Below are 22,445 nucleotides of genomic sequence, written 5' to 3' on the forward strand. Positions count from 1 at the left end.
TTTGCACCCCGCCTTGGGGATGATGTCACTCGATGGTCAACTGACCGACCATCCCCGCCTGATAGTGGCCCGGTACATTGCAGGCGAACTCGATGGGCGCCGACTTGCGGAAGGTCCAGGTCAGCTCGGCGCGCTGCCCGGGCTGGACCAGCACAGTGTTGCCCTGATCATGCCCGTTGCCGCCATGGCCCATCTGGCTGTGGTCCATCCCGGCCATGTTGCCATGGTCCATGCCTGCCATGGCCGCCATCTCCTTCTGGTGCTCGACGTGCATGGCTTTGTCACCCAGGTTGAACTCATGAGCCAGCTTGCCTTCGTTGATCACCACGAAGCGCACCGTCTCGCCGGCCTTGACCTGCAGGCTCTTGGGCTCGAAGGCGATATCCTTGAGCACCACATCGACGGTACGGGTGGCCTTGGAGGCCGGCGCCGGCTCGCCGAAGCCGAAGGTCTTGGCGCCATCGGCGAAGACCGGCAGGCTGGCCACGGCAAGGGTGGCGGCGAGGATCAGGTGTTTCATGGCAACTCCGGTTTGTGCGCTAGAGATGGAGCCACTCTAGGGTCATGGGACTGGCGGCTAGCTGACAGGCAGATTACAAGTTTGTCAGCTTGGGCGCGCTTGCCGATCGTCACGTATCATTTGAGCCAATGCTGCGGCACGACACTCCGGGCTGTTCTATGAAAACTGGAGTGCTTATGCGCTTACCTTTTTGACAATGGACAGTACATGAAACTGCTGATCGTCGAGGACCAGGCCAGGACCGGCCAATACCTCCGCCAAGGCCTGAGCGAGGCCGGTTTTGCCACGGAACTGGCCGGTGACGGTGAAACGGGGCAATTCCTCGCGCTCACCGGCGACCACGACCTGCTGATCCTGGATGTCATGCTGCCGGGCCGGGATGGCTGGCAGATCCTTCAGGCGGTGCGCCAGGCGGGGCTGGACACGCCGGTATTGTTCCTTACCGCGCGTGACGCTGTCGAAGACCGCGTTCATGGCCTGGAGCTGGGGGCCGACGATTATCTGGTCAAACCCTTTGCCTTCTCCGAGCTGCTGGCCCGGGTACGTAGCCTGCTGCGCCGCGGTGCCAGCCCTTCTCAGGACACCATCCTGGCCCTGGCCGACCTGCGCCTGGACCTGATCCGTCGCCGCGCCGAGCGCGCCGGCAGCCGCATCGACCTGACCGCCAAGGAATTCGCCCTGCTCGAGCTGCTGCTGCGGCGCCAGGGCGAGGTGCTGCCCAAATCGCTGATCGCTTCGCAGGTGTGGGACATGAATTTCGACAGCGACACCAATGTGATCGAGGTCGCGATCCGTCGCCTGCGCCTGAAGATCGACGACAACCACCCCAACAAGCTGATCCATACCGTGCGCGGCATGGGCTACGTGCTCGAGGAGCGCCACGACTGATGCCCCGACTCTCCCTCAGCGGGCGCCTGGCCCTGCTGTTCGCGGCCTGCACCGCCGCTGTGTCGCTGAGCGCCGGGTTGTTGTTCAGCCATGCCAGTGAACGTCACTTCGTCGAGCTCGACCAGCAGTTGCTCAGCGCCCGCCTCTCGCAATTGCGCACGCACCTGGCCGATGTCGACTCCCGCGCCGCGTTGGACGACCACCTGCCGACGCTGCGCAGCGAGCTCAGCCACCAGTCGGACCTGGCCCTGCGTATCCGCGGCAACGACGGTACGCTGTGGTTCGACAGCCGCGCAGGCTTGCCGCAGGAGCCCCGTCAGCCGGGCCTGGCCACCCTGCACAGTGACGGCATGGACTACCGCAGCCTGTGCCAGGCGTTGCCAAACGCTCAGGTCACCTTGTTTCTCGACATCACCCACCACCAGCACTTTCTGCAACGCATGCAGCAGTTGATCTGGCTGACCGTCGGGCTCTGCGCGCTGGCCACAGCCCTACTCGGCGCCTGGGCTGCGCGCCGCGGATTGCAACCGTTGCGCCAGATGGGCGCGGTGGCCGCCAGCGTCAATGCGCGCTCGCTGACCACGCGCCTGCCAGTGGCACAACTGCCTGAAGAACTCGCCGAGCTCGGCCACACCGTCAACGCCATGCTGCAACGCCTGGACGATGCTTTTCAGCGCCTCTCGGCCTTTTCCGCCGACATCGCCCATGAACTGCGCACGCCGCTGTCAAATCTGCTCACCCACACCCAGGTCACCCTCACCCGCCCCCGCAGCCTGGAGGAGTACCGCGAAGCCCTTCACGGCAACCTCGAGGAACTGCAACACATGGCGCAGATGGTCAACGACATGCTGTTCCTGGCCAAGGCCGACCATGGTCTGCTGATGCCCAGCCGACAGGCTTTGGACCTGGCGACCGAGACCGATGCTCTGCTGGAGTACTACGCGCCGCTGGCCGAAGATGCCGGCATCATCCTGCAACGCCGCGGTGAGGCGCAGACAGAGGGCGACCGGCACATGCTGCGCCGGGCCATGTCCAACCTGCTGGACAACGCACTGCGCTTCACTCCACCTGGCGGGACCATCGAAGTGACGCTGTCACCGGGGCTGCACATAGAGATCGCCAATACCGGCCCCGCGATTGCAGCGCAGGCCCTGCCACGCCTGTTCGACCGGTTCTATCGAGAGGATCCGACACGCCATGAAGGCAGCAGCGAACATGCGGGGCTGGGGCTTGCGATCACCCGGTCCATCGTGCAGGCCCATGGCGGGGGAATTCACGCCCACTGTGAAGGGGGATGGACGCGCTTTGTGATCGACCTACCCCAGACAGGCTGAGGCAGGCTGGCACGGGCTTTGCCCAAGCTCGCGCCCACGCAGGGATCGCGCCCACCTCCAGGCGCAGACCACGACGTCACTCGTAACGCAAGGCCATCGCAGGCTCGATCTGCGATGCGCGATACGCCGGGTACAACGTGGCCAGGAAACTCATCACCAGGCCGGCGATACAGATGATCGCGACATCACCCCACTGCAACTGCGATGGCAGGCTGCTGATGAAGTACATGTCGGAGGTGAAGATATGCTGGCCGCTGGTGCGTTCCAGCCAACCGACAATGGCGCTGACGTTGAGCGCACCGATCACGCCCAACACCCCGCCAATCAGGGTGCCGACGATACCGATCAGGCTGCCCTGGACCATGAAGGTCCCCATGATCTGCGCCGGCGTCGCACCGATGGTGCGTAGAATCGCGATGTCGGCACCCTTGTCGTTCACCACCATCACCAGGGTGGCGATGATGTTGAAGGCCGCCACGGCAATGATCATCAGCAACAGCAGACCGATCATGGTCTTTTCCATCTTCATCGCGCTGAACAAGCTGCCCTGGGTGTGCGACCAGTCATCGGCGCGGTAGGCATCGCCCAGGCCCGAAGCGATCGCCTTGGACACCTGCGGCGCAGCGTACAGGTCGTGCAGCTTCAGGCGTACGCCCTGCACCTGGCCCGGTGCCCAGCGTTGCATCTCGCCGGCATCGGACATGTGGATGTAGGCCTGCGAACCGTCCAGCTCGGCGCCGACCTTGAAGATGCCGACCACGGTCAGGCGCTGCATGCGTGGGGTAATACCACCGGGCGCACTGCTCACTTCCGGCACGATCAGGGTGACCTTGTCGCCGGTGTTCAGGCGAAAACGGCGCGCCGTCAGCTCCCCGAGCACCACGCCATACTCACCGGGCTGCAGCGCTTGCAGGGCACCCTGAACGATATGCTGGCCGACAATGGAGACCTTGCCCTCCTGCGCCGGATCGATACCGCTGACCTGTATCGGCTGCATCGCGCCCTTGTAGGAGAGCATGCCTTCCATTTCCGTCAGGGGCGCCGCGGCGATCACCGCCGGGTTCTTCAGCGCGGCCTCGGCAACGCTCTGCCAGTTATCCAGCGGCTGTACGCCAAGGATGCTGGCATGCGGCACCAACCCCAGCACGCGCGAGCTCATTTCACGCTGGAAACCGTTCATCACCGACAACACCACGATCATCGCCAGCACGCCCAAAGAGAGGCCGATCATCGAGGTCATGGAGATGAACGAGATGAAGTGATTGCGGCGCTTGGCACGGGTGTAACGGGCACCGATGAACAAGGGCAAGGGTCTGAACATGTACGCGAACACCCAGTTGAACAGTAGATTGGGGCCGCGCAGGCGGCCCCATGCAATCAGATCGAGATCAGACGACCGTCTTCCAGGCTCAGCACACGGTCCATCTTGCGTGCCAGGCTCAGGTCGTGGGTCACCACCAGGAACGCCGTGCGCGACGCCGTCGACAGTTCCTGCATCAGCTCCTGGATACCCAGGGCGGTATGGTGGTCAAGGTTGCCGGTGGGCTCGTCGAGCATCACCAGGCCCGGCTGGTTGACCAGCGCACGGGCAATCGCCACGCGCTGGCGCTCGCCGCCAGACAGTTCGGCAGGCTTGTGATTCAGGCGATGGCTGAGGCCTACACGCTTGAGCAGCGCCTCTGCGCGCTGGCGCGCCTCCGGGATGGGTGTACGACCGATCAGCAGCGGCATGCAGACGTTTTCCAGGGCCGTGAATTCTGCCAGCAGGTGGTGGAACTGGTAGACGAAGCCCAGGGCGCGGTTGCGCAGCAAGCCGCGATCACGTTCGCCGAGCGCCGAAAGCTCCTCCCCGGCCAGCCAGACGCTGCCCTGGGTTGGCGTGTCGAGGCCGCCAAGCAAGTTGAGCAGCGTGCTCTTGCCCGAGCCGGAGCTACCGACGATGGCCACCCGCTCACCCGGGTGCAGCTCCAGGCTCAGGCCAGACAGCACCTGCACCGACTCCGGCCCCTCGTCATAGGACTTGCCCAGGTTGCGGCAACTCAGTACGGCTTTATCACTCATGCGCGACTCACTCATAACGTAGCGCCTCTGCAGGCTGGGTGCGCGCGGCACGCCAGGCCGGATACAGGGTGGCGAGGAAACTCAGGACCAGTGCCGCACCGCAGACCATCCACACGTCCTGGGCGATGATCTGCGACGGCAGGTAATCGATGAAGTACACATCGGCATTGAGGAACTTGTGCCCGATCAAGGTCTCGACACCCGCGATCGCCGCACTGACGTTGAGCGCGGCGATGATCCCGACCACTGCGCCGATCAGCGTGCCAACCACGCCGATCACCGTGCCCTGGACCATGAAGATCGCCATGATCTGCCGGGGCGTGGCGCCAAGCGTACGCAGGATGGCGATGTCGCCGCGCTTGTCGTTGACCACCATCACCAGGGTGGAAATGATGTTGAACGCGGCCACCGCGACGATCAGCAGCAGGAGCAGGCCGATGATCGACTTCTCCATGCGGATCGCCTGGTACAGGTTGCCTTGGGTGCGGGTCCAGTCGCGGGCGTAGTACTGGTGCTCGCCCAACTGCTGGACGATGCTCCAGGCCTCGCGCGGCGCCTTGAACAGGTCGTCGAACTTCAGGCGCAGGCCTTGCACCTGGTCGGCCTTCCAGCGGTGCAGGCGCGAAAGGTCGGAGAGGTTGGTCAGCCCCAGGAAGCCATCGATCTCGCCAGCGCCGACGTGAAAGGTGCCGACCACGGTAAAGCGCTTCATGCGCGGGAACATCCCGGCCGGGGTGATGCTCACCTCGGGGGCGACGAACGTGACCTTGTCACCGACCTTGACGCCCAGCTTGGTGGCGGCCTTGTCACCGATGAGGATGCCCCACTCGCCGGGCGCCAGTTGGTCGAGGCTGCCCTGCTGCAGGAAGTTGTCGATGATCGACACCTCGCGCTCGCGGTCCGGCTGGATGCCGTTGAGCAGCATCTTCTGCACCTTGCCGTCATGGGTAAGCAGCCCCTGCATCTGCGTGAAGGGCGCGACCGCCTGCACGTGCGGATTCTGCTTTACTTGTTGAGCAAGGGCCTGCCAGTCGCCGATGGGCTGGTCGCCCTCGATGGTGGCGTGGGGGACCATGCCAAGGACGCGGGTGCGCATCTCGTGATCGAAGCCATTCATCACCGACAGCACCACGATCATCACCACCACGCCCAGGGCGAGGCCGATCATCGAGGTCAGGGAAATGAACGAGACGAAATGGTTGCGTCGCTTGGCACGGGTGTAACGCGTACCGATGAATACGAAGAGAGGTCTGAACATGTCGGGGCTTGTTCGGATGAAAGGGAACGTCCTGGTGGCGAGGCGCCTACGGCGGCTTTACACTCGGACCACCGCCGCAACCATGGGTTCGCCATGACGACATTAGACGAAGAAGATCGCCGGGAATACTACCGCATCGAAGACAGGATCGCACTGGAAATCAGCCCCCTGAGCGCGGCCGAAGCCCTTGAGCCAGAACTGTTGCAGGATGATTCACCACTGTTCAACCTGCTCAGCGAGCTGCACCTGTCGGACTTCGAATCCCAGCACCTGTTGCGCCAGCTCAGCGACAAGGACCGCACCCTGGCCGCCTTCCTGCGCGCCCAGAACAAACGCCTCGACCTGCTCAGCGCGGTGGTCGCACAAACGCTGATCGGCGAGATCGGCCAGCCGCAGCGGGTGATCATCTCCGAAGGCGGTGTCGAATTCGCCCAGACGCAGCAGATCGCGCCCGGCACCCGGGTCAAGGTGAAGATGGTACTGATGCCTCGCGCCCACGGCCTGTTGCTGCGTGGCCGCGTCACCCACTGCGACCCACGTCCCGAAGGCGACTTCGAAGTTGGCACCGAATTCATCGACATGACCGATGCCCAGCGCCAGCTCCTGGCCCGCTATATCCTGCAGCGTCAGCAACAACAGCGGCGCCAGCAACTCGAACACGACGACCCGGCATCCTGAGCCTTTTCCCTTTAGACCTGAAGGAACGAACGTGACCCTGATCTACGGCCATCGCGGCGCCAAGGGCGAAGCGCCCGAGAACACCCTGACCAGCTTCCGCCAGTGCCTGTCGCACGGCGTCGACCGTTGCGAGCTGGACCTGCACCTGTCGGCCGATAACGAGCTGATGGTGATCCATGACCCGACCCTCAAGCGCACCACCGGTCGACGCGGCAAGGTCGTCGAACACCCGGCAGCAGACCTGGTTACCTACGACGCGCGCAAGGGCGGCCCCGGACATGTGCAGCCCTGCCCTATCCCGCGCCTTGAAGAACTGTTCGAGAAATGCGCCTTTGCCCACTGGCAACTGGAGGTCAAGAGTGCTTCGCGCACCCGCGCAGCAAGCACGGTGCTGGCCATCCGCGAACTGGCCCAACAGTACGGCCTGCTCGACAAGGTGACCATCACCTCGAGCTCGCGGGAAGTGCTGGGGGCAGCACAGGAACTGGTGCCCGACATCACGCGTGGGCTGGTTGCCGAATACGCCTGGCTCGACCCACTGAAAGTGGCTCAGAACTACGGCTGCGAGATGCTCGCGCTGAACTGGACACTGTGCACCCCCGAACGCCTGCTCAAGGCGCAGAAGCAGGGTTTGCATGTGTCGGTGTGGACGGTCAACGAGCCGGCGCTGATGCGCCGACTCGCCGATTTTGGCGTGGACAGCCTGATTACAGACTTTCCCGGTTTGGCCAAGACCACCCTCGGGTAGGGCTGAAATCGGTCTCCCCGACCGGCTCAGGCCACCGGTCGGAGCCGCTCAAAAAAGCCGGTTCAGACCGTCGTAGGCAGCTACCCGATAGGCTTCGGCCATGGTCGGGTAGTTGAAGGTGGTGTTGACGAAGTACTTGAGATTGTTCAGCTCACCCGGCTGGTTCATGATCGCCTGGCCGATGTGGACAATCTCCGAAGCCTGGTAGCCGAAGCAGTGCACGCCAAGGATTTCCAGGGTTTCGCGGTGGAACAGGATCTTCAGCATGCCCTGAGGCTCGCCGGCGATCTGCGCACGGGCCATGCTCTTGAAGAACGCCTTGCCCACTTCGTACGGCACCTTGGCCTGGGTCAGCTCCTGCTCGTTCTTGCCGATCGAGCTGATCTCCGGAATGGTGTAGATGCCGGTCGGCACGTCGTTGACGAAGCGCCAGCTGCCGTTGTCGACGATGCTGCCAGCCGCAGAACGGCCCTGGTCGTGGGCGGCGCTGGCCAGGCTCGGCCAACCGATCACGTCACCGGCACCGTAGATGTTCGGCACACTGGTGCTGTAGTTCTCGTCGACCTCGATCTGGCCGCGGCTGTTGACCTTGATGCCGATGTTCTCAAGGCCCAGCTTGTCGGTGTTGCCGGTACGGCCGTTGCACCACAGCAAGGCGTCGGCCTTGATCTTCTTGCCGGACTTCAGGTGCAGGATCACCCCGTTGTCCAGACCCTCGACACGCTCGTACTCCTCGTTATGGCGTACGGTGATGTTGTTGTTGCTGAAGTGGTAGCTCAGCGCCTGGGAGATTTCCGAATCCAGGAAGCTCAGCAATTGGCCACGGTTGTCGACCAATTCGACCAGCACGCCCAGGCCACTGAAGATCGAGGCGTATTCGCAACCGATCACCCCGGCACCATAGACGATCAGCTTGCGCGGCGTGTGGCTCAGGCTGAGGATGGTGTCGCTGTCGTAGACGCGCGGGTGGTGGAAGTCGATGTCGGCCGGGCGATAAGGGCGCGAGCCGGTGGCGATGATGATGTGCTTGGCGTTGAGCTTCTCGACCACACCGTTGGGGCAGACCACTTCGACGGTCTGCTCGTCGGCGAAGCTGCCGGTGCCGACGAACACGTCGACGCGGTTGCGCGCGTAGTAGCCGGTGCGCGAGGCAACCTGCTTGGAAATCACCTTCTCGGCGCTCTTGAGCACGTCGGGGAAGGAGAACCAGCGCGGCTCACCAATGGCACGGAACATCGGGTTGGTGTTGAACTGCATGATCTGCCGCACCGAGTGACGCAGTGCCTTGGACGGGATGGTGCCCAAGTGGGTGCAGTTGCCGCCGACCTGGCGACGGCTGTCGACCATCGCGACCTTGCGCCCCGCTTTGGCGGCGTTCATTGCCGCGCCTTCTCCGGCCGGGCCGGAACCCAGCACCACTACGTCGTAGTTGTAGACAGCCATGCGTACTCCTTCAGAACTGGCCCGCCGGCCGGCTGGCCGCGGGGCTCATCATGTCGCCGGGGCGCCATGAAAAAATTCGGGTGCAGTCTAATCAAGCGTGAACGCCGCGCACATTAACCCTTGGTCGCGTCGTAGGCCATCTTTGCCTGCACTACATGTCATTTCGCCGCTTCCCTGGCCGCGATCATCCGTGCCCTGCCTTTCACCCGCCTTTCAACACCCGCTGGAAACCTGGTGTGGAACGGGAGACGAAACCACCCTCGACCCGGGTCACCAGTACGGCAGCGATGCCGTGGGCCACGGCAAAATCCCAGCCGCGCTCGGGCCCGAGAATCAGCAGCAACGTCGAGTAACCGTCAGCGATCAGTGCCGAGCGGTCAAGCACGGTGACCGCAGCCAGACCGTGGGCGACCGGACGCCCCAGACGGGCATCGAAGGTGTGCGAATAGCGCCGGCCATTGTCCTCGAAATAGTTGCGGTAGTCACCCGAGGTCGACACCGACAGGCCATCGATGGCAATCACCTGGCGGGCGATCTGGCGATCCTCGCGCGGCAGCTCCAGTGCAATGCGCCAGGGGCTGCCATCAGGCTTGCGGCCTGCGGCCTGCAATTCCCCGGTGGCTTCGGCGACAAAGCTGTCGATACCCATCGCCCGCAGGCGCTCGGCGATCAGGTCGACGGCGTGACCGGCAGCGATGCTGTTGAAGTCCAGCTCCAGCGCGACATCCTTGCACAGGCGCTCGCCATCGATGTGCAGGTGACGATAACCTACGCGCTGACGGGCCAAGGCCAGGGCCTGAGGATCGGGCACCTGCTCCTGACGCGCCTGCGGGCCGAAACCCCACAGGTTGAGCAGTGGCTCGACACTGAGGTCGAACGCCCCCTCGCTCACATCCGCCAGGTGCTGGCCGAAGGTGACCAGCTCGAGCATGTCCTGCGGGATGGCCAGGCATTGATTGGCCGGCAACTGGTTGAAGCGACTGACGACAGAGTCGTCACGGTAGGTGGAATACGACGCGTCAATTTCATGCAGGATGGTTTCGACAGCCTCGCGCACCTGGTCCGGCGCCGGGCCGCCGGGGTTGCGAACATACTGGATGCTGTAGCTGCTGCCCATGGTCGGACCGCCAAGGCGCTCCAGCGTGGGTTGCTGGTCACAGGCCGATAGTAGCATCAGGATAAGCAGTAAGGCTTTGCGCAAGATTCAGACTCTCGGTTGCCTGTGCCGCGTCTACCGTGGGACCAGCGTTTACCGTGGCAGTGCCGGCACAGACACGACATAAAAAAACGGGAACCCGAAGGTTCCCGTTTTTTCATGGCCTTACAAGCCTATCAGCGTGGAAACGCTGGCGGGTTCACACCGGCCATCTCTTCCATCACGCGAACGACCTGGCAGCTGTAACCGAATTCGTTGTCGTACCAGACGTACAGGACAACACGATTATCGTTGCAGATGGTCGCTTCGGCATCGACCACACCGGCGTGGCGCGAGCCGACGAAGTCGGTCGAAACCACTTCCTGGGAGCTGACGTAGTCGATCTGCTTGTGCAGTTCCGAGTGCATGGCGGTCTGGCGCAGGTACTCGTTGAGCTCCTCGCGGTTGGTCGCCTTTTCCAGGTTCAGGTTCAGGATGGCCATCGACACGTTCGGCGTCGGTACGCGAATGGCGTTGCCGGTCAGCTTGCCCTTGAGCACTGGCAGTGCCTTGGCAGCGGCAGTGGCGGCGCCGGTTTCGGTGATGACCATGTTCAGCGGCGCGGCACGACCGCGACGGCTGCCCTTGTGGAAGTTGTCGATCAGGTTCTGGTCGTTGGTGAACGAGTGAACGGTTTCGACGTGGCCGTTGACGATGCCGTACTGATCGTTGATGGCCTTGAGCACCGGCACGATGGCGTTGGTGGTGCAGGATGCCGCGGAGATGATCTTGTCATCGGCAGCGATATCGCCATGGTTGATGCCGTGCACGATGTTCTTCAGCGCGCCCTTGCCAGGTGCGGTGAGGATCACACGGGCAGCGCCCGGGCAGGCCAGGTGCTGGCCCAGGCCGTCGGCATCGCGCCAGACGCCGGTGTTGTCGACGATCAGTGCGTTGTCGATGCCGTACTGGGTGTAGTCGACTTCGCTCGGGCTCTTGGCGTAGATGACCTGGATCAGGTTGCCGTTGGCAGTGATGGTGTTGTTGGCTTCATCGATGGTGATGGTGCCATCGAACGGGCCGTGAACCGAGTCGCGGCGCAGCAGGCTGGCGCGCTTGACCAGGTCGTTTTCGGCGCCCTTGCGCACGACGATGGCGCGCAGGCGCAGGCCGTCGCCACCACCGGTCTTCTCGATCAGGATGCGCGCCAGCAGGCGGCCGATGCGGCCGAAGCCGTACAGGACGACGTCGGTGCCCTTGCGCGCCGAAGCGTTCTGCTGGCCAACCACCTCAGCCAGCTCTTCACGGACGAACTGCTCGGCAGTGCGACCGTTGCCTTCCTGCTTGAACTTGTTGGCCAGCTTGCCCAGGTCGACCGAAGCGGCGCCCAGTTTCAGCTCGCTCATGGCTTTGAGCAGGGGGAATGTCTCGTGTACGGACAGTTCGGTCTCGTCGGTCTGACGGTGACGTGCAAAGCGATGGGCTTTGAGGATCGAGATAACCGAACGGTTGATCAGGCTGCGGCCATAGATCGAGCTCACCACGTTGTTGTTGCGGTAGAGCTGACCGATAAGCGGGATCATCGCTTCAGCCAGGGCTTCACGATCGATCCACTCACCAAGACACTGGTCGGGCTTCTGAGTCACGGGAACCTTCCACATGTAGGGACAGAAAAAAGGGGCTACATTATGACGCCCCGATGCGTATCGGGCAATGAGCGCCTGTCGCTACCCGCAAAGCCAGCCGTCATGCCCTTTCGAGCCTGACAGCGAGCAGCGTCGCCGGTACACTTGACCTCTTTGCCGCAACGCTTGGAGTCGGATCTTCCGTGTCAGTTCTGCGCCTTCCGCAACTGTCGGCCACGGCCGGCAAACAAACCTGGGGCAACCTGCCAGGTGCCGCCCTCAGTCTCGCCATCGCCGAGGCCGCCAGCAGCGCCGGGCGCTTCACCCTGCTGCTGACTGCCGATAGCCAGGCCGCCGATCGCCTGGAACAGGAGCTGCGTTTCTTCGCCCCGCAGCTCCCGGTGCTGCCGTTCCCCGACTGGGAAACCCTGCCCTACGACCTGTTCTCGCCGCACCAGGACATCATCTCCCAGCGCATTGCCAGCCTCTACCGACTGCCAGAGCTGGACCACGGTATTCTCGTGGTGCCGATCACCACCGCCCTGCACCGCCTGGCCCCGACCCGCTTCCTGCTGGGCAGCAGCCTGGTGCTGGACGTGGGCCAGAAGATCGACGTCGAGCAGATGCGCACCCGCCTGGAAGCCAGCGGCTACCGCTGCGTCGACACGGTCTACGAGCATGGTGAATTCGCCGTGCGCGGCGCGCTGATCGATTTGTTCCCCATGGGCAGCAAGGCGCCGTATCGCATCGACCTGTTCGACGACGAGATCGAGACCCTGCGCACCTTCGACCCGGAGACCCAGCGCTCGATCGACAAGGTCGACTCGATCCGCCTGCTGCCGGCCCGCGAATTCCCCATGCACAAGGATGAGGTGACACGCTTCAAGGCCCGCTTCCGAGAGCGCTTCGACGTCGACTTCCGGCGCAGCGCGATCTTCCAGGACCTGACCAGCGGCATCATTCCGGCCGGCATCGAATACTACCTGCCGCTGTTCTTCGAAGAGACCGCGACACTCTTCGACTACCTGCCGGCAGACACCCAGGTATTCTCCCTGCCCGGCGTCGAGCAGGCCGCCGAACACTTCTGGAACGACGTACGCGGGCGCTACGAAGAGCGCCGCGGCGACCTCAGCCGCCCCTTGCTGCCACCGGCCGAGTTGTTCATGCCGGTCGAGGACTGCTTCGCCCGCCTCAAGCAATGGCCGCGCGTGGTGGTCAGCGCCGACGAAATCGAACAGGGCGCAGGCCGCGAGCGCTTCCCGGCCCGCGCCTTGCCCAACCTGGCCATCGAGGCCAAGGCCAACCAGCCGCTGGCAGAGCTGTCGAACTTCCTCGACCAGTTCCCCGGCCGGGTGCTGTTCACCGCCGAATCGGCAGGCCGCCGCGAAGTGCTGCTGGAGCTGCTCGAACGCCTGAAGCTGCGCCCGCACACCGTCGAAGGCTGGGCCGATTTCATCACGGGCAGCGAGCGCCTGGCGATCACCATCGCCCCGCTCGATGACGGCCTGCTGCTGGATGACCCGAGCCTGGCCCTTGTGGCCGAAAGCCCGCTGTTCGGCCAGCGCGTGATGCAGCGCCGACGTCGCGACAAGCGCGGCGAAGCGGCCAACGATGCAGTCATCAAGAACCTCACCGAGCTGCGCGAAGGCGCCCCTGTAGTGCACATCGATCACGGCGTGGGCCGCTACCTGGGCCTGGCCACCCTGGAAATCGACGGCCAGGCCGCCGAGTTCCTCACCCTTGAATACGCCGAGGGCGCCAAGCTCTATGTGCCGGTGGCCAACCTGCACCTGATCGCCCGCTACACCGGCAGCGACGACGCCCTGGCGCCGCTGCACCGACTCGGCTCCGAAGCCTGGCAGAAGGCCAAGCGCAAGGCCGCCGAACAGGTGCGCGACGTGGCCGCCGAGCTGCTCGACATCTATGCCCGCCGTGCTGCGCGCAAGGGCTACGCCTTCGCCGACCCGGCCGCTGACTACGCCACCTTCAGCGCCGGCTTCCCCTTCGAAGAGACGCCCGATCAGCAGGCTGCCATCGAGGCCGTGCGCCTCGACATGCTCGCCGCCAAGCCCATGGATCGGCTGGTGTGTGGCGATGTCGGCTTCGGCAAGACCGAAGTGGCCATGCGCGCAGCCTTCATCGCGGTGCACAGCGGCCGCCAGGTCGCGGTCCTGGTACCTACCACCCTGCTCGCCCAGCAGCACTACAACAGCTTCCGTGATCGCTTTGCCGACTGGCCCGTGACGGTCGAGGTGATGAGCCGCTTCAAGTCCGCCAAGGAAGTGGCCGCCGCCGCCGCAGACCTTGCCGAAGGCAAGATCGACATCCTCATCGGCACCCACAAGCTGCTGCAGGACGATGTGCGCTTCAAGGACCTGGGCCTGGCGATCATCGACGAAGAGCACCGTTTCGGCGTACGCCAGAAAGAACAGCTCAAGGCGCTACGCAGCGAGGTGGACATCCTCACCCTCACCGCCACGCCAATCCCGCGCACCCTGAACATGGCCGTGGCCGGCATGCGCGACCTGTCGATCATCGCCACCCCGCCGGCTCGACGCCTGTCGGTGCGCACCTTCGTCATGGAGCAGAACAAGAGCACGGTCAAGGAAGCACTGCTGCGCGAGCTGCTGCGTGGCGGCCAGGTCTATTACCTGCACAACGATGTGAAGACCATCGAGAAATGCGCCGCCGACCTCGCCGAGCTGGTGCCCGAAGCGCGCATCGGCATTGGCCACGGGCAGATGCGCGAGCGCGAGCTCGAACAGGTGATGAGCGACTTCTACCACAAGCGCTTCAACGTGCTGATTGCCTCGACCATCATCGAGACCGGCATCGACGTGCCCAGCGCCAACACCATCGTCATCGAACGTGCCGACAAGTTCGGCCTGGCCCAGTTGCACCAGTTGCGCGGCCGGGTCGGACGCAGCCACCACCAGGCCTACGCCTACCTGCTCACCCCGCCACGCCAACAGATCAGCGGCGATGCCGAGAAACGCCTGGAGGCGATCGCCAACACCCAGGACCTGGGCGCAGGCTTCGTGCTGGCCACCAACGACCTGGAGATCCGCGGCGCCGGCGAGCTGCTCGGCGAAGGCCAGAGCGGGCAGATCCAGGCAGTGGGTTTCACCCTCTACATGGAGATGCTCGAACGTGCGGTCAAGGCGATCCGCAAGGGCACCCAACCCAATCTCGAGCAACCACTGGGCGGCGGCCCGGAGATCAACCTGCGCCTGCCGGCGCTGATCCCCGAGGACTACCTGCCCGATGTGCACGCCCGCCTGATCCTGTACAAACGCATCGCTTCGGCGGCCGACGAAGAAGGCCTCAAGGACCTGCAGGTGGAGATGATCGACCGCTTCGGCCTGCTGCCCGAGCCGACCAAGAACCTCATGCGCCTGACGCTGCTCAAGCTGCAGGCCGAGAAGCTTGGCATCAAGAAGGTCGATGCCGGCCCCAATGGCGGCAAGCTCGAGTTCGAGGCCGAAACGCCGGTCGATCCACTGACCCTGATCAAGCTGATCCAGGGCCAGCCCAAGCGCTACAAGTTCGAAGGCGCGACCCAGTTCCGCTTCCTGGTGCCGATGGAACGCCCGGAAGAACGCTTCAACACTCTCGAGGCGCTGTTCGAGCGCCTGGCCCCACAGTCAAATTAAGGAAGCTCCATGCGTGCCATTCGTTGCCTGACCTTGTTGCTGTCGCTCATCGCGCCAGTGACGGCCTTCGCCGAAGGCCCTTATCAGGTGGAAATCCTCCTCCTGCGGCAGAATGCCGTGCCTGCCGTGACCAGCCCGTTCGCCCCCGAGAACTGGAGCGCCGGCGCCCCACGCCTGGCCAAGGACGCCGAACGCCCACTGGCACTGGTCGACGAAGCCACCCGCCTGCAAGCCACTGCCGACTTCACTGTGCTGCTGCACAAGGCTTGGCAGCAGCAGGTGGGCAGCGAGCCCAGCCGCATCGCCGTGGGCGCCGGTGACGAGCAGTTCGGGCACTTCCCCATCGAGGGCAACCTGAGCATCGCCGAGGGCCGCTTCACCCGCATCGAGGCCAACTTCTGGGTCAACGACCTGGACGGCAACGGCAGCGTGCTGCGCAGCGAGCAATTCAAGCAAAGCAACAGCAATGTGAAAAACGGCCAGCTGACCTTCCTCGACGGGGGCCACCTGGCGCTGCTGATCAGGGTCGCACCGGCTGGCATGCGCAAGCTGCCAACGATGGACCCGGAGATGATGGAGCAGTGACACGTGAGTGACGTGCAGAAGCAGGTTGCGGAAAACCCGAGCTGGAAGCGCGAATTCAACGCCGGCGCTCTGCAGCGCGGTGAGCGCTATGCCGAGCAAGGGAGGGTAGAGATTCTCTCCCACGGCGACGCACGTATCGAGGCAACCTGCAGCGGCAACGGCGACAACCGTTATCGTCAGCGGATTACCATCACCTTCAACTCCGCCGGACACTGTCATGTTCGCGGCCAGTGCACCTGCCCGGTCGGCGAGAACTGCAAGCACTGCGCCGCCGTGCTCTACACGCTCGCCCACCGCCATACGGCACAACCGGCGGCCAGCGATCACCTGCCGCACAACCTGCAACACTGGCTGCAGGGCCTTGAGCAACGCGCCTCCTCCCACAGGCCTGAAGAAGACAAGCGCGGACGCATGGTCTGCTACCAGCTCATGCTGCTGGGCGATCAAGGCTGCGCCCTGCGCGTGCGCAAGGGCACTCGCAACGATGGCGACATACGCTACAGCCGGGTGCAATCGCTGTATGAACTGCTCTACGAGCCGCCCAAGTTCGTCAAGGAAGAAGACCTGCGCATCCTGCGCCAGTTGTCCGCACAGAACGCCCCCTACGGCCAGGAGCGCGGCTACGTGCTAAAAGGCCAGGAAGGCGGCGAGCTACTGCAACGGGTGCTGGAAACCGGACGCCTGATGTTCATGGAAGAGTTGCCGCTGCTGCGCCGCGGCCAGGAGCGCCAGGCGGAATTTCGCTGGGTGCGCCTGGACAGCGGCGAATACCGCGGCATGTGGTACAACGCCGACAAACCGCTGCTTTGCGTCCTGCCGCTGGTGCCGTTGTTTTACTTCGACGTCATGACCAGTGAAGTCGGTACCGTCGCCCACAGTCTCGACCCTCACACCGCCATCCAGCTCTCGCTCGCACCCGATGTACCGGAACACCTGATCGTGCCACTCAGCCACAAGCTCAACGCCCTGAACCACCAACTGCCGACCCCGACAACCGTCAAGCAGGAACTGCTCGACAACATCGAGCCCACAGCACACCTCACTCTTGGCAGCCTGGAATTCAGCGCCTACACGCCCAAGACCGGACGCATGCAGCGTCAGTTGCAGCATCGCGCCGCGCTGTCGTTCGACTACGACGGGCTGCGCGCCAGCGGCCCCGACGACAAGCCGCTGAGCCGCCTGGTGGGCAGCACCAGCCAGCATATTCGCCGCCAGCCACAGCATGAAAAACGTCTGCGCGACACCCTGCACAAGCTCGGTTTCAAGCCTGCCACACGTCAGAGCAAGGCCCTGCCCGACAGCGCCGGCGAAATGTTCCAACTGCCCGACGACGAGACCTGGCTGCGCTTCGCCCGCGAAGACCTGCTGCGACTGCGCGAGGCAGGTTGGAAGGTGGACGTCCACCGTGACTTCGCCTTCAACCTCCACGACGTGGAAGACTGGTACGCCAACATTCAGGAAGCCCCCGGCCACGAATGGTTCGATCTGGAGCTGGGCATCGTGGTCGACGGCCAGCGCCACAGCCTGCTGCCGATCGTCCTGCAGTTGCTGCGCAGCAGCCCCGAACTGCTGCGCCCCAGCGAACTTGCGCGGCGCGGCGACGATGAACACCTGTTGATCGACCTCAACCGCGGTCGCCTGGACAGCCCGGCCATGCGGGTCGCCCTGCCCTACGGCCGGATCAAGGCAGTGATGGGCACCCTCGGCGAGCTGTATCTGCACGAGGATGCCAGCGGACCGACGCTGCGCATGGAGCGCGCCGATGCGGCACGCCTGAACGATATCGAGCACCTGCCCCTGCAATGGGAAGGTGGCGAACAACTGCGCGATCTCGGCCGGCGCCTGCGCGATGCGCGTGACCTGGAAGTCGAGCCACCCAAGGGGCTGGCCGCAACCTTGCGCCCCTACCAGCAGCAGGGCCTGAACTGGCTGCAAGCCCTGCGCGAGATGGGCACCGGTGGCATCCTCGGCGACGACATGGGTCTGGGCAAGACCCTGCAGACCCTTGCCCATCTGCTGCTGGAAAAAGAAGCCGGGCGCCTGAACCATCCAGCCCTGGCAGTGATGCCCACCAGCCTTGTGCCCAACTGGCTGGACGAAGCACAGCGCTTCGCACCCAATCTGCGTGTCCTGGCCCTGCACGGCCCCGGACGCACCCGGTTCTTTGGTGCACTGCACGAATACGACCTGATCCTGACCACATACGCCCTGCTGCCACGCGACCTCGAGCCATTGCAGGCCCAACCCTGGCACGTGCTGGTGCTGGACGAAGCACAGAACATCAAGAGCAGCACCAGCAAGGCCGCCCAGGCCGCCCGGGAGCTGCAGGCCAACCAGCGCCTTTGCCTGACCGGCACACCCATGGAGAACAACCTGGGTGAGCTATGGTCGATCTTCCACTTCCTGATGCCCGGCTGGCTGGGCGATCAGAAACGCTTCAACCAGGATTACCGCACCCCCATCGAACGTCATGGCGACCGCGAGCGGCTGGCCCACCTGGCCAGCCGAGTACGCCCTTTCCTGCTGCGCCGCAGCAAGGAGCAGGTTGCCCGAGAGCTGCCGGCCAAGAGCGAGATGGTTCACTGGGTGGACCTCAGCGACGCACAGCGCGACACCTACGAAACGGTGCGCGTGGCCATGGACAAGAAGGTGCGCGATGAAATCGCCCGCAATGGCGCCTCACGCAGCCAGATCGTCATCCTCGATGCCTTGCTCAAGCTGCGCCAGGTGTGCTGTGACCTGCGTCTGGTCAAGGGTGTGGAAGCCAAGGGCAATCAAGCCGACAAGGGCAAGCTGGGCAGCTTGATGGAAATGCTCGAGGAACTGCTCAGCGAAGGTCGCCGAGTGCTGCTGTTCTCCCAGTTCACTTCGATGCTCGCACTGATCGAGCAGGAACTGGAAAAGCGCAACATTCGCTACAGCCTGCTGACCGGCGAAACCCGCGATCGCCGCGCGCCGGTTCAACAGTTCCAGAACGGCGACAGCGAAGTATTCCTGATCAGCCTCAAGGCCGGTGGTACAGGCCTGAACCTGACCGCTGCCGATACGGTGATTCACTACGACCCCTGGTGGAACCCGGCCAGTGAGAACCAGGCCACCGACCGCGCGTACCGTATCGGTCAGGACAAGCCGGTGTTCGTCTACAAGCTGATCACCCGCGGCACGGTGGAAGAGAAGATCCAGCAGTTGCAGCAAGAGAAAGCCGCCTTGGCGGCCGGTCTGCTCGATGGCGGGCAGGCCGGTCAGTGGCGGCTGGGGGATGAAGAAATCGAGGCACTGTTCGCCCCGCTGCCGGGCAAGCGAGGGCGCTGAATCCGGGGCGTCCCCTTCGCGTCCCGACTTGTCCGCGAAGGGAACACCACGGTCAATCCACCAGCTGCGCGTCCTTCAACGCCCCCAGCGCCTCAAGCCAGCGCGGCTGCTGGCGATAGTCGGTGCGTGCGAAACCTTGCCCACGCATGCCGGCGATGCGCGGCGACGGCCGCACCTTCAAGCGCTGCGCCGCACTCAGCGCGAGTTCCGCCGCAGCTCGGTCATTGCACACCAGCCCCATGTCGCAACCGGCACTCAGCGCTGCCTCGATGCGACTGGCGGCATCGCCCACCACATGCGCGCCAGCCATGGACAAGTCGTCACTGAAGATCACCCCCTCAAAGCCCAGCTCGCCGCGCAGGATGTCCTGCAGCCAGCGCCGCGAAAAGCCCGCCGGCTGGTTGTCGACCTGCGGATAGATCACATGCGCCGGCATCACCGCTGCCAGTTGGCCGCTGAGACGAGTGAACGGTACCAGGTCAGCCTGGCGTAGCTGCTCCAGGCTGCGCTCATCGGTGGGGATCGCCACGTGCGAATCGGCTTCCGCCCAGCCATGTCCGGGGAAGTGCTTGCCGCAGGCCGCCATGCCAGCCGTGTTCATGCCACGAATGAAGGCACCGGCCAGTTGCGTGGCACGCTGCGGATCCCCTTCGAAGGCACGGCTGCCAACGACCGCGCTGCGCTGGTGATCAAGGTCCAGTACCGGTGCGAAACTCAGGTCAAGGCCGACCGCCAGAACTTCGGTGGCCATCAGCCAACCGCATTGTTCGGCCAGGTAATCGGCGTTGGCATTGTCGGCAATGGCACGCATGGCCGGCAAACGCACGAAGCCCTGACGCAGACGCTGGACCCGACCACCTTCCTGATCGACCGCCAGGATCAGGTCAGGACGAATAGCACGGATCGAGGCGCACAGCTCGCGCACCTGGCGTGGGCTGTCGATGTTACGGGCAAAGATGATCAGACCGGCCACTTCGGGCTGGCGCAGGAGGTGACGATCCTCGGCGGTCAACCATTGACCGGCGATATCCACCATCAGGGAGCCTTGCAGGCTGGCAGTCATAGGGTGTCCTTCATTGAATATCCAGAGAGGCCCATTGCGGGCAGGCAGCCTCGCTTATGCGCACCGGGCAATGGACCGGCACGTGCTCGAACAGGTCCAACAGCTCGCGGTTGCGCAGGCGCACGCAGCCATGGGACAACGGCACGCCCAGCGGTTCGCTGTCCGGCGTGCCGTGCAGATAAATGTAGCGACGAAAGGTATCGACCCGTCCCAGGCGGTTGATGCCTGGCTCACAGCCACTGAGCCAGAGGATGCGGGTGAGGATCCAGTCACGGCCTGGAGATTGCGCGTGCAAGGCGGGCGACCAGACTTCACCGGTCCAGCGTCGGCTGCTGAGCACAGCCCCTTGCGGCAATCCGGCGCCGATCTTCGCCCTGACCTGATGCAGGCCACGCGGCGTGCAGCCAGAACCATTGAGTTCACCCGCCCCCAGACGTGCAGTGGAAACGTCCAGGCGCACGCACAACATCCCCCGGGAAAATCCGTAAAGGCGTTGGTCAGCGAGGGAGATATGCAGGAAATCAAGGTCGGGCATGGGCGCTAGCTTAGCCGAAGCGCCCTGCCCCGCCCAGTGTTCAAGCCTTGGCTGGCGCGCCGGTGGCTGCGCTCTTGCTGCGTGGCCGCAGTTGCGCGGCCGCCATGGCCTCGTCGGTTACCCCGCTATCGGCACGCATGCCGGCGGCGAGGAACGGCACCATCAAGCGCATGACCTGCTCGATCGAAGTGTTGATGCCGAAATCGGTTTCAGCGATGGCGCGCAGCGCCTTGATACCGGACATGCTGAACGCGGCGGCACCCAGCATGAAATGCACGCGCCAGAACAGCTCGATGGGGGGAATACGCGGTGCCGCTTCGTTGACCAACAGCATGTAGCGCCGGAACACCTTGCCGTACATGTCTTCAAGATAGCGGCGCAGGTGGCCCTGACTCTGACTGAAGGCCAAGCCCAGCAGGCGCATGAAGATCGACAGGTCGTTGTTGCTGCGCGGCTGCACGGCCAAGGCCTGCTCCACCAGCATCTCCAGCAGTTCTTCGAGCGTCGGCTTCTGCTCAGGGCGCGCCTGACGGCGCTCGAGTTCACGCTCCAGGCTGGCACAGAACGGACCGAGGAAGCGCGAGAAGACCGCCTGGATAAGCGCCTTTTTGGAGCCGAAATGGTAGTTCACCGCCGCCAGGTTGACCCCGGCCTTGCTAGTGATCAAACGCAACGAAGTTTCCGCGAAACCTCTTTCCGCGAACAGCTGCTCGGCAGCATCGAGAATGCGTTCAACGGTTTCCGATTGGGCCATGACTTATCCGCCTGACAAACAGTTGTTTGAAACATACGTTTCAAGCACGCGCATGTCAAGGTTCGGTGACCCGACGGTCGCCCTTTTTAAAGCGCCGAAGCTCAAGCTGCAAGCCACAAATATCAAGGGCTGGGCACAACGCTTGGAAGACCGCGGCGATTTTCTTCAAGCGTGGTGCTTGCAGCAGGCCTTGTACTGTATATAATCCCAGTCACTGTATAAAAAGACAGAGCCACTCGCCATGCTGAAACTGACGCCACGCCAAGCCGAGATCCTGGCCTTCATCAAACGTTGCCTTGAAGACAACGGCTTCCCGCCTACCCGCGCAGAAATCGCACAAGAGCTAGGGTTCAAATCGCCCAATGCCGCCGAAGAGCACCTCAAGGCCTTGGCGCGCAAGGGCGCCATCGAGATGACGCCAGGCGCCTCCCGCGGCATTCGCATCCCGGGTCTCGAAGCCAAGCCTGACGACAGCGGCCTGCCGATCATCGGCCGTGTTGCAGCAGGTGCCCCGATCCTCGCCGAGCAGCACATCGAGGAATCCTGCAATATCAATCCAGCCTTCTTCCATCCTCGCGCCGACTACCTGTTGCGCGTTCACGGCATGAGCATGAAGGATATCGGCATCGTCGACGGCGACCTGCTCGCCGTGCACACCTGCCGCGAAGCCCGCAACGGCCAGATCGTGGTCGCCCGCATCGGTGACGAAGTGACCGTCAAGCGCTTCAAGCGCGAGGGCAGCAAAGTTTGGCTGATTGCCGAAAACCCCGAATTCGCCCCCATCGAAGTCGACCTGAAAGATCAGGAACTGGTGATCGAGGGCTTGAGCGTCGGCGTCATTCGCCGCTGATCC

The 22,445-nt window shown here is 63.8% G+C and carries 18 protein-coding genes; 8 read left to right on the forward strand and 10 right to left on the reverse strand.

The features are described from left to right. Positions 1–25 precede the first annotated feature (25 nt). On the reverse strand, positions 26–520 hold the full coding sequence (locus APH44_RS21465; RefSeq protein ID WP_054894430.1) for a plastocyanin/azurin family copper-binding protein: 495 nt from the start codon (positions 518–520) through the stop codon (positions 26–28). Positions 521–727: 207 nt separating this feature from the next. Between APH44_RS21465 and cinR the strand changes: the two genes are divergently transcribed. Further along, complete coding sequence (cinR, locus tag APH44_RS21470) at positions 728–1,408, forward strand: two-component system response regulator CinR (protein WP_054894431.1); 681 nt, start codon at positions 728–730, stop codon at positions 1,406–1,408. Continuing rightward, the gene (locus APH44_RS21475) at positions 1,405–2,742 is read left to right on the forward strand and encodes a heavy metal sensor histidine kinase (RefSeq protein ID WP_054894459.1); all 1,338 of its coding nucleotides are present in this window, start codon (positions 1,405–1,407) and stop codon (positions 2,740–2,742) included. Before cinR ends, APH44_RS21475 begins: the two co-directional genes overlap by 4 nt. A gap of 76 nt (positions 2,743–2,818) precedes the next feature. Here APH44_RS21475 and APH44_RS21480 read toward each other — a convergent pair whose 3' ends face one another. Genes APH44_RS21480 through APH44_RS21490 form a run of 3 tightly spaced genes read right to left on the reverse strand, consistent with a single transcriptional unit; the run spans position 2,819 to position 6,061 of the window. After that, complete coding sequence (locus tag APH44_RS21480; RefSeq protein ID WP_054894432.1) at positions 2,819–4,063, reverse strand: lipoprotein-releasing ABC transporter permease subunit; 1,245 nt, start codon at positions 4,061–4,063, stop codon at positions 2,819–2,821. 56 nt (positions 4,064–4,119) lie between these two features. Beyond that, entirely contained in the window at positions 4,120–4,803 is a 684-nt protein-coding gene (gene lolD, locus APH44_RS21485; protein WP_172964760.1) for a lipoprotein-releasing ABC transporter ATP-binding protein LolD, read from the reverse strand. Positions 4,804–4,810: 7 nt separating this feature from the next. Beyond that, positions 4,811–6,061 carry a lipoprotein-releasing ABC transporter permease subunit gene (locus APH44_RS21490; RefSeq protein WP_054894434.1) on the reverse strand — a complete coding sequence of 417 codons (1,251 nt, stop codon included), beginning with the start codon at positions 6,059–6,061 and terminating at the stop codon, positions 4,811–4,813. A 93-nt stretch (positions 6,062–6,154) separates the two neighbouring features. Here APH44_RS21490 and APH44_RS21495 point away from each other — a divergent pair, with 93 nt between their 5' ends. Both APH44_RS21495 and APH44_RS21500 read left to right on the forward strand, forming a co-directional pair. Beyond that, complete coding sequence (locus APH44_RS21495; RefSeq protein WP_054894435.1) at positions 6,155–6,739, forward strand: PilZ domain-containing protein; 585 nt, start codon at positions 6,155–6,157, stop codon at positions 6,737–6,739. Between the two features lie 31 nt (positions 6,740–6,770). Beyond that, positions 6,771–7,487 carry a glycerophosphodiester phosphodiesterase gene (locus APH44_RS21500; protein ID WP_054894436.1) on the forward strand — a complete coding sequence of 239 codons (717 nt, stop codon included), beginning with the start codon at positions 6,771–6,773 and terminating at the stop codon, positions 7,485–7,487. A 48-nt stretch (positions 7,488–7,535) separates the two neighbouring features. Here the strand turns inward: APH44_RS21500 and sthA are convergent, their stop codons facing one another. The 3 genes from sthA to APH44_RS21515 form a co-directional block, all read right to left on the reverse strand. Next, positions 7,536–8,930 (reverse strand): Si-specific NAD(P)(+) transhydrogenase, encoded by a 1,395-nt coding sequence (gene sthA, locus APH44_RS21505; protein WP_054894437.1) that lies wholly within the window; start codon positions 8,928–8,930, stop codon positions 7,536–7,538. A gap of 202 nt (positions 8,931–9,132) precedes the next feature. After that, the gene (locus APH44_RS21510; RefSeq protein WP_054894438.1) at positions 9,133–10,131 is read right to left on the reverse strand and encodes an FAD:protein FMN transferase; all 999 of its coding nucleotides are present in this window, start codon (positions 10,129–10,131) and stop codon (positions 9,133–9,135) included. Positions 10,132–10,262: 131 nt separating this feature from the next. After that, positions 10,263–11,726 carry a glyceraldehyde-3-phosphate dehydrogenase gene (locus tag APH44_RS21515; RefSeq protein WP_054894439.1) on the reverse strand — a complete coding sequence of 488 codons (1,464 nt, stop codon included), beginning with the start codon at positions 11,724–11,726 and terminating at the stop codon, positions 10,263–10,265. Positions 11,727–11,893: 167 nt separating this feature from the next. Here APH44_RS21515 and mfd point away from each other — a divergent pair, with 167 nt between their 5' ends. The 3 genes from mfd to APH44_RS29370 all read left to right on the forward strand — a co-directional run bounded on the left by mfd (position 11,894) and on the right by APH44_RS29370 (position 19,240). Continuing rightward, complete coding sequence (gene mfd / locus APH44_RS21520; protein WP_054894440.1) at positions 11,894–15,343, forward strand: transcription-repair coupling factor; 3,450 nt, start codon at positions 11,894–11,896, stop codon at positions 15,341–15,343. Between the two features lie 9 nt (positions 15,344–15,352). Then, a complete protein-coding gene (locus APH44_RS21525; protein WP_054894441.1) occupies positions 15,353–15,928 on the forward strand; it encodes a CsiV family protein in 576 nt (191 codons plus the stop codon). A 411-nt stretch (positions 15,929–16,339) separates the two neighbouring features. Further along, a complete protein-coding gene (locus tag APH44_RS29370) occupies positions 16,340–19,240 on the forward strand; it encodes a DEAD/DEAH box helicase (protein ID WP_371105599.1) in 2,901 nt (966 codons plus the stop codon). Between the two features lie 52 nt (positions 19,241–19,292). Here the strand turns inward: APH44_RS29370 and nagZ are convergent, their stop codons facing one another. The 3 genes from nagZ to APH44_RS21545 are packed head-to-tail and all read right to left on the reverse strand — an operon-like array spanning position 19,293 to position 21,592. Further along, positions 19,293–20,291 carry a beta-N-acetylhexosaminidase gene (nagZ, locus tag APH44_RS21535; RefSeq protein ID WP_176717864.1) on the reverse strand — a complete coding sequence of 333 codons (999 nt, stop codon included), beginning with the start codon at positions 20,289–20,291 and terminating at the stop codon, positions 19,293–19,295. A 22-nt stretch (positions 20,292–20,313) separates the two neighbouring features. Further along, entirely contained in the window at positions 20,314–20,838 is a 525-nt protein-coding gene (locus APH44_RS21540) for a L,D-transpeptidase (RefSeq protein WP_054894443.1), read from the reverse strand. 40 nt (positions 20,839–20,878) lie between these two features. Next, positions 20,879–21,592 (reverse strand): TetR/AcrR family transcriptional regulator, encoded by a 714-nt coding sequence (locus tag APH44_RS21545; RefSeq protein ID WP_054894444.1) that lies wholly within the window; start codon positions 21,590–21,592, stop codon positions 20,879–20,881. 241 nt (positions 21,593–21,833) lie between these two features. Between APH44_RS21545 and lexA the strand changes: the two genes are divergently transcribed. Next, a complete protein-coding gene (gene lexA, locus APH44_RS21550) occupies positions 21,834–22,442 on the forward strand; it encodes a transcriptional repressor LexA (protein WP_054894445.1) in 609 nt (202 codons plus the stop codon). Positions 22,443–22,445 lie beyond the last annotated feature (3 nt).

The organism is Pseudomonas sp. NBRC 111143 (assembly GCF_001320965.1).
In the GTDB taxonomy this organism is placed as follows: Bacteria; Pseudomonadota; Gammaproteobacteria; order Pseudomonadales; family Pseudomonadaceae; genus Aquipseudomonas; species Aquipseudomonas machongensis.

Bases quoted from the DNA above. Each gene is read 5' to 3' on its own strand.
- APH44_RS21525 (WP_054894441.1), top strand. From the start codon at position 15,353: ATGCGTGCCATTCGTTGCCTGACCTTGTTGCTGTCGCTCATCGCGCCA.
- APH44_RS21495 (WP_054894435.1), top strand. From the start codon at position 6,155: ATGACGACATTAGACGAAGAAGATCGCCGGGAATACTACCGCATCGAA.
- sthA (WP_054894437.1), bottom strand. From the start codon at position 8,930: ATGGCTGTCTACAACTACGACGTAGTGGTGCTGGGTTCCGGCCCGGCC.
- APH44_RS21490 (WP_054894434.1), bottom strand. From the start codon at position 6,061: ATGTTCAGACCTCTCTTCGTATTCATCGGTACGCGTTACACCCGTGCC.
- APH44_RS21515 (WP_054894439.1), bottom strand. From the start codon at position 11,726: ATGTGGAAGGTTCCCGTGACTCAGAAGCCCGACCAGTGTCTTGGTGAG.
- cinR (WP_054894431.1), top strand. From the start codon at position 728: ATGAAACTGCTGATCGTCGAGGACCAGGCCAGGACCGGCCAATACCTC.
- APH44_RS21540 (WP_054894443.1), bottom strand. From the start codon at position 20,838: ATGCCCGACCTTGATTTCCTGCATATCTCCCTCGCTGACCAACGCCTT.
- APH44_RS21465 (WP_054894430.1), bottom strand. From the start codon at position 520: ATGAAACACCTGATCCTCGCCGCCACCCTTGCCGTGGCCAGCCTGCCG.
- APH44_RS21545 (WP_054894444.1), bottom strand. From the start codon at position 21,592: ATGGCCCAATCGGAAACCGTTGAACGCATTCTCGATGCTGCCGAGCAG.
- lexA (WP_054894445.1), top strand. From the start codon at position 21,834: ATGCTGAAACTGACGCCACGCCAAGCCGAGATCCTGGCCTTCATCAAA.
- APH44_RS29370 (WP_371105599.1), top strand. From the start codon at position 16,340: ATGGTCTGCTACCAGCTCATGCTGCTGGGCGATCAAGGCTGCGCCCTG.
- lolD (WP_172964760.1), bottom strand. From the start codon at position 4,803: ATGAGTGATAAAGCCGTACTGAGTTGCCGCAACCTGGGCAAGTCCTAT.
- APH44_RS21480 (WP_054894432.1), bottom strand. From the start codon at position 4,063: ATGTTCAGACCCTTGCCCTTGTTCATCGGTGCCCGTTACACCCGTGCC.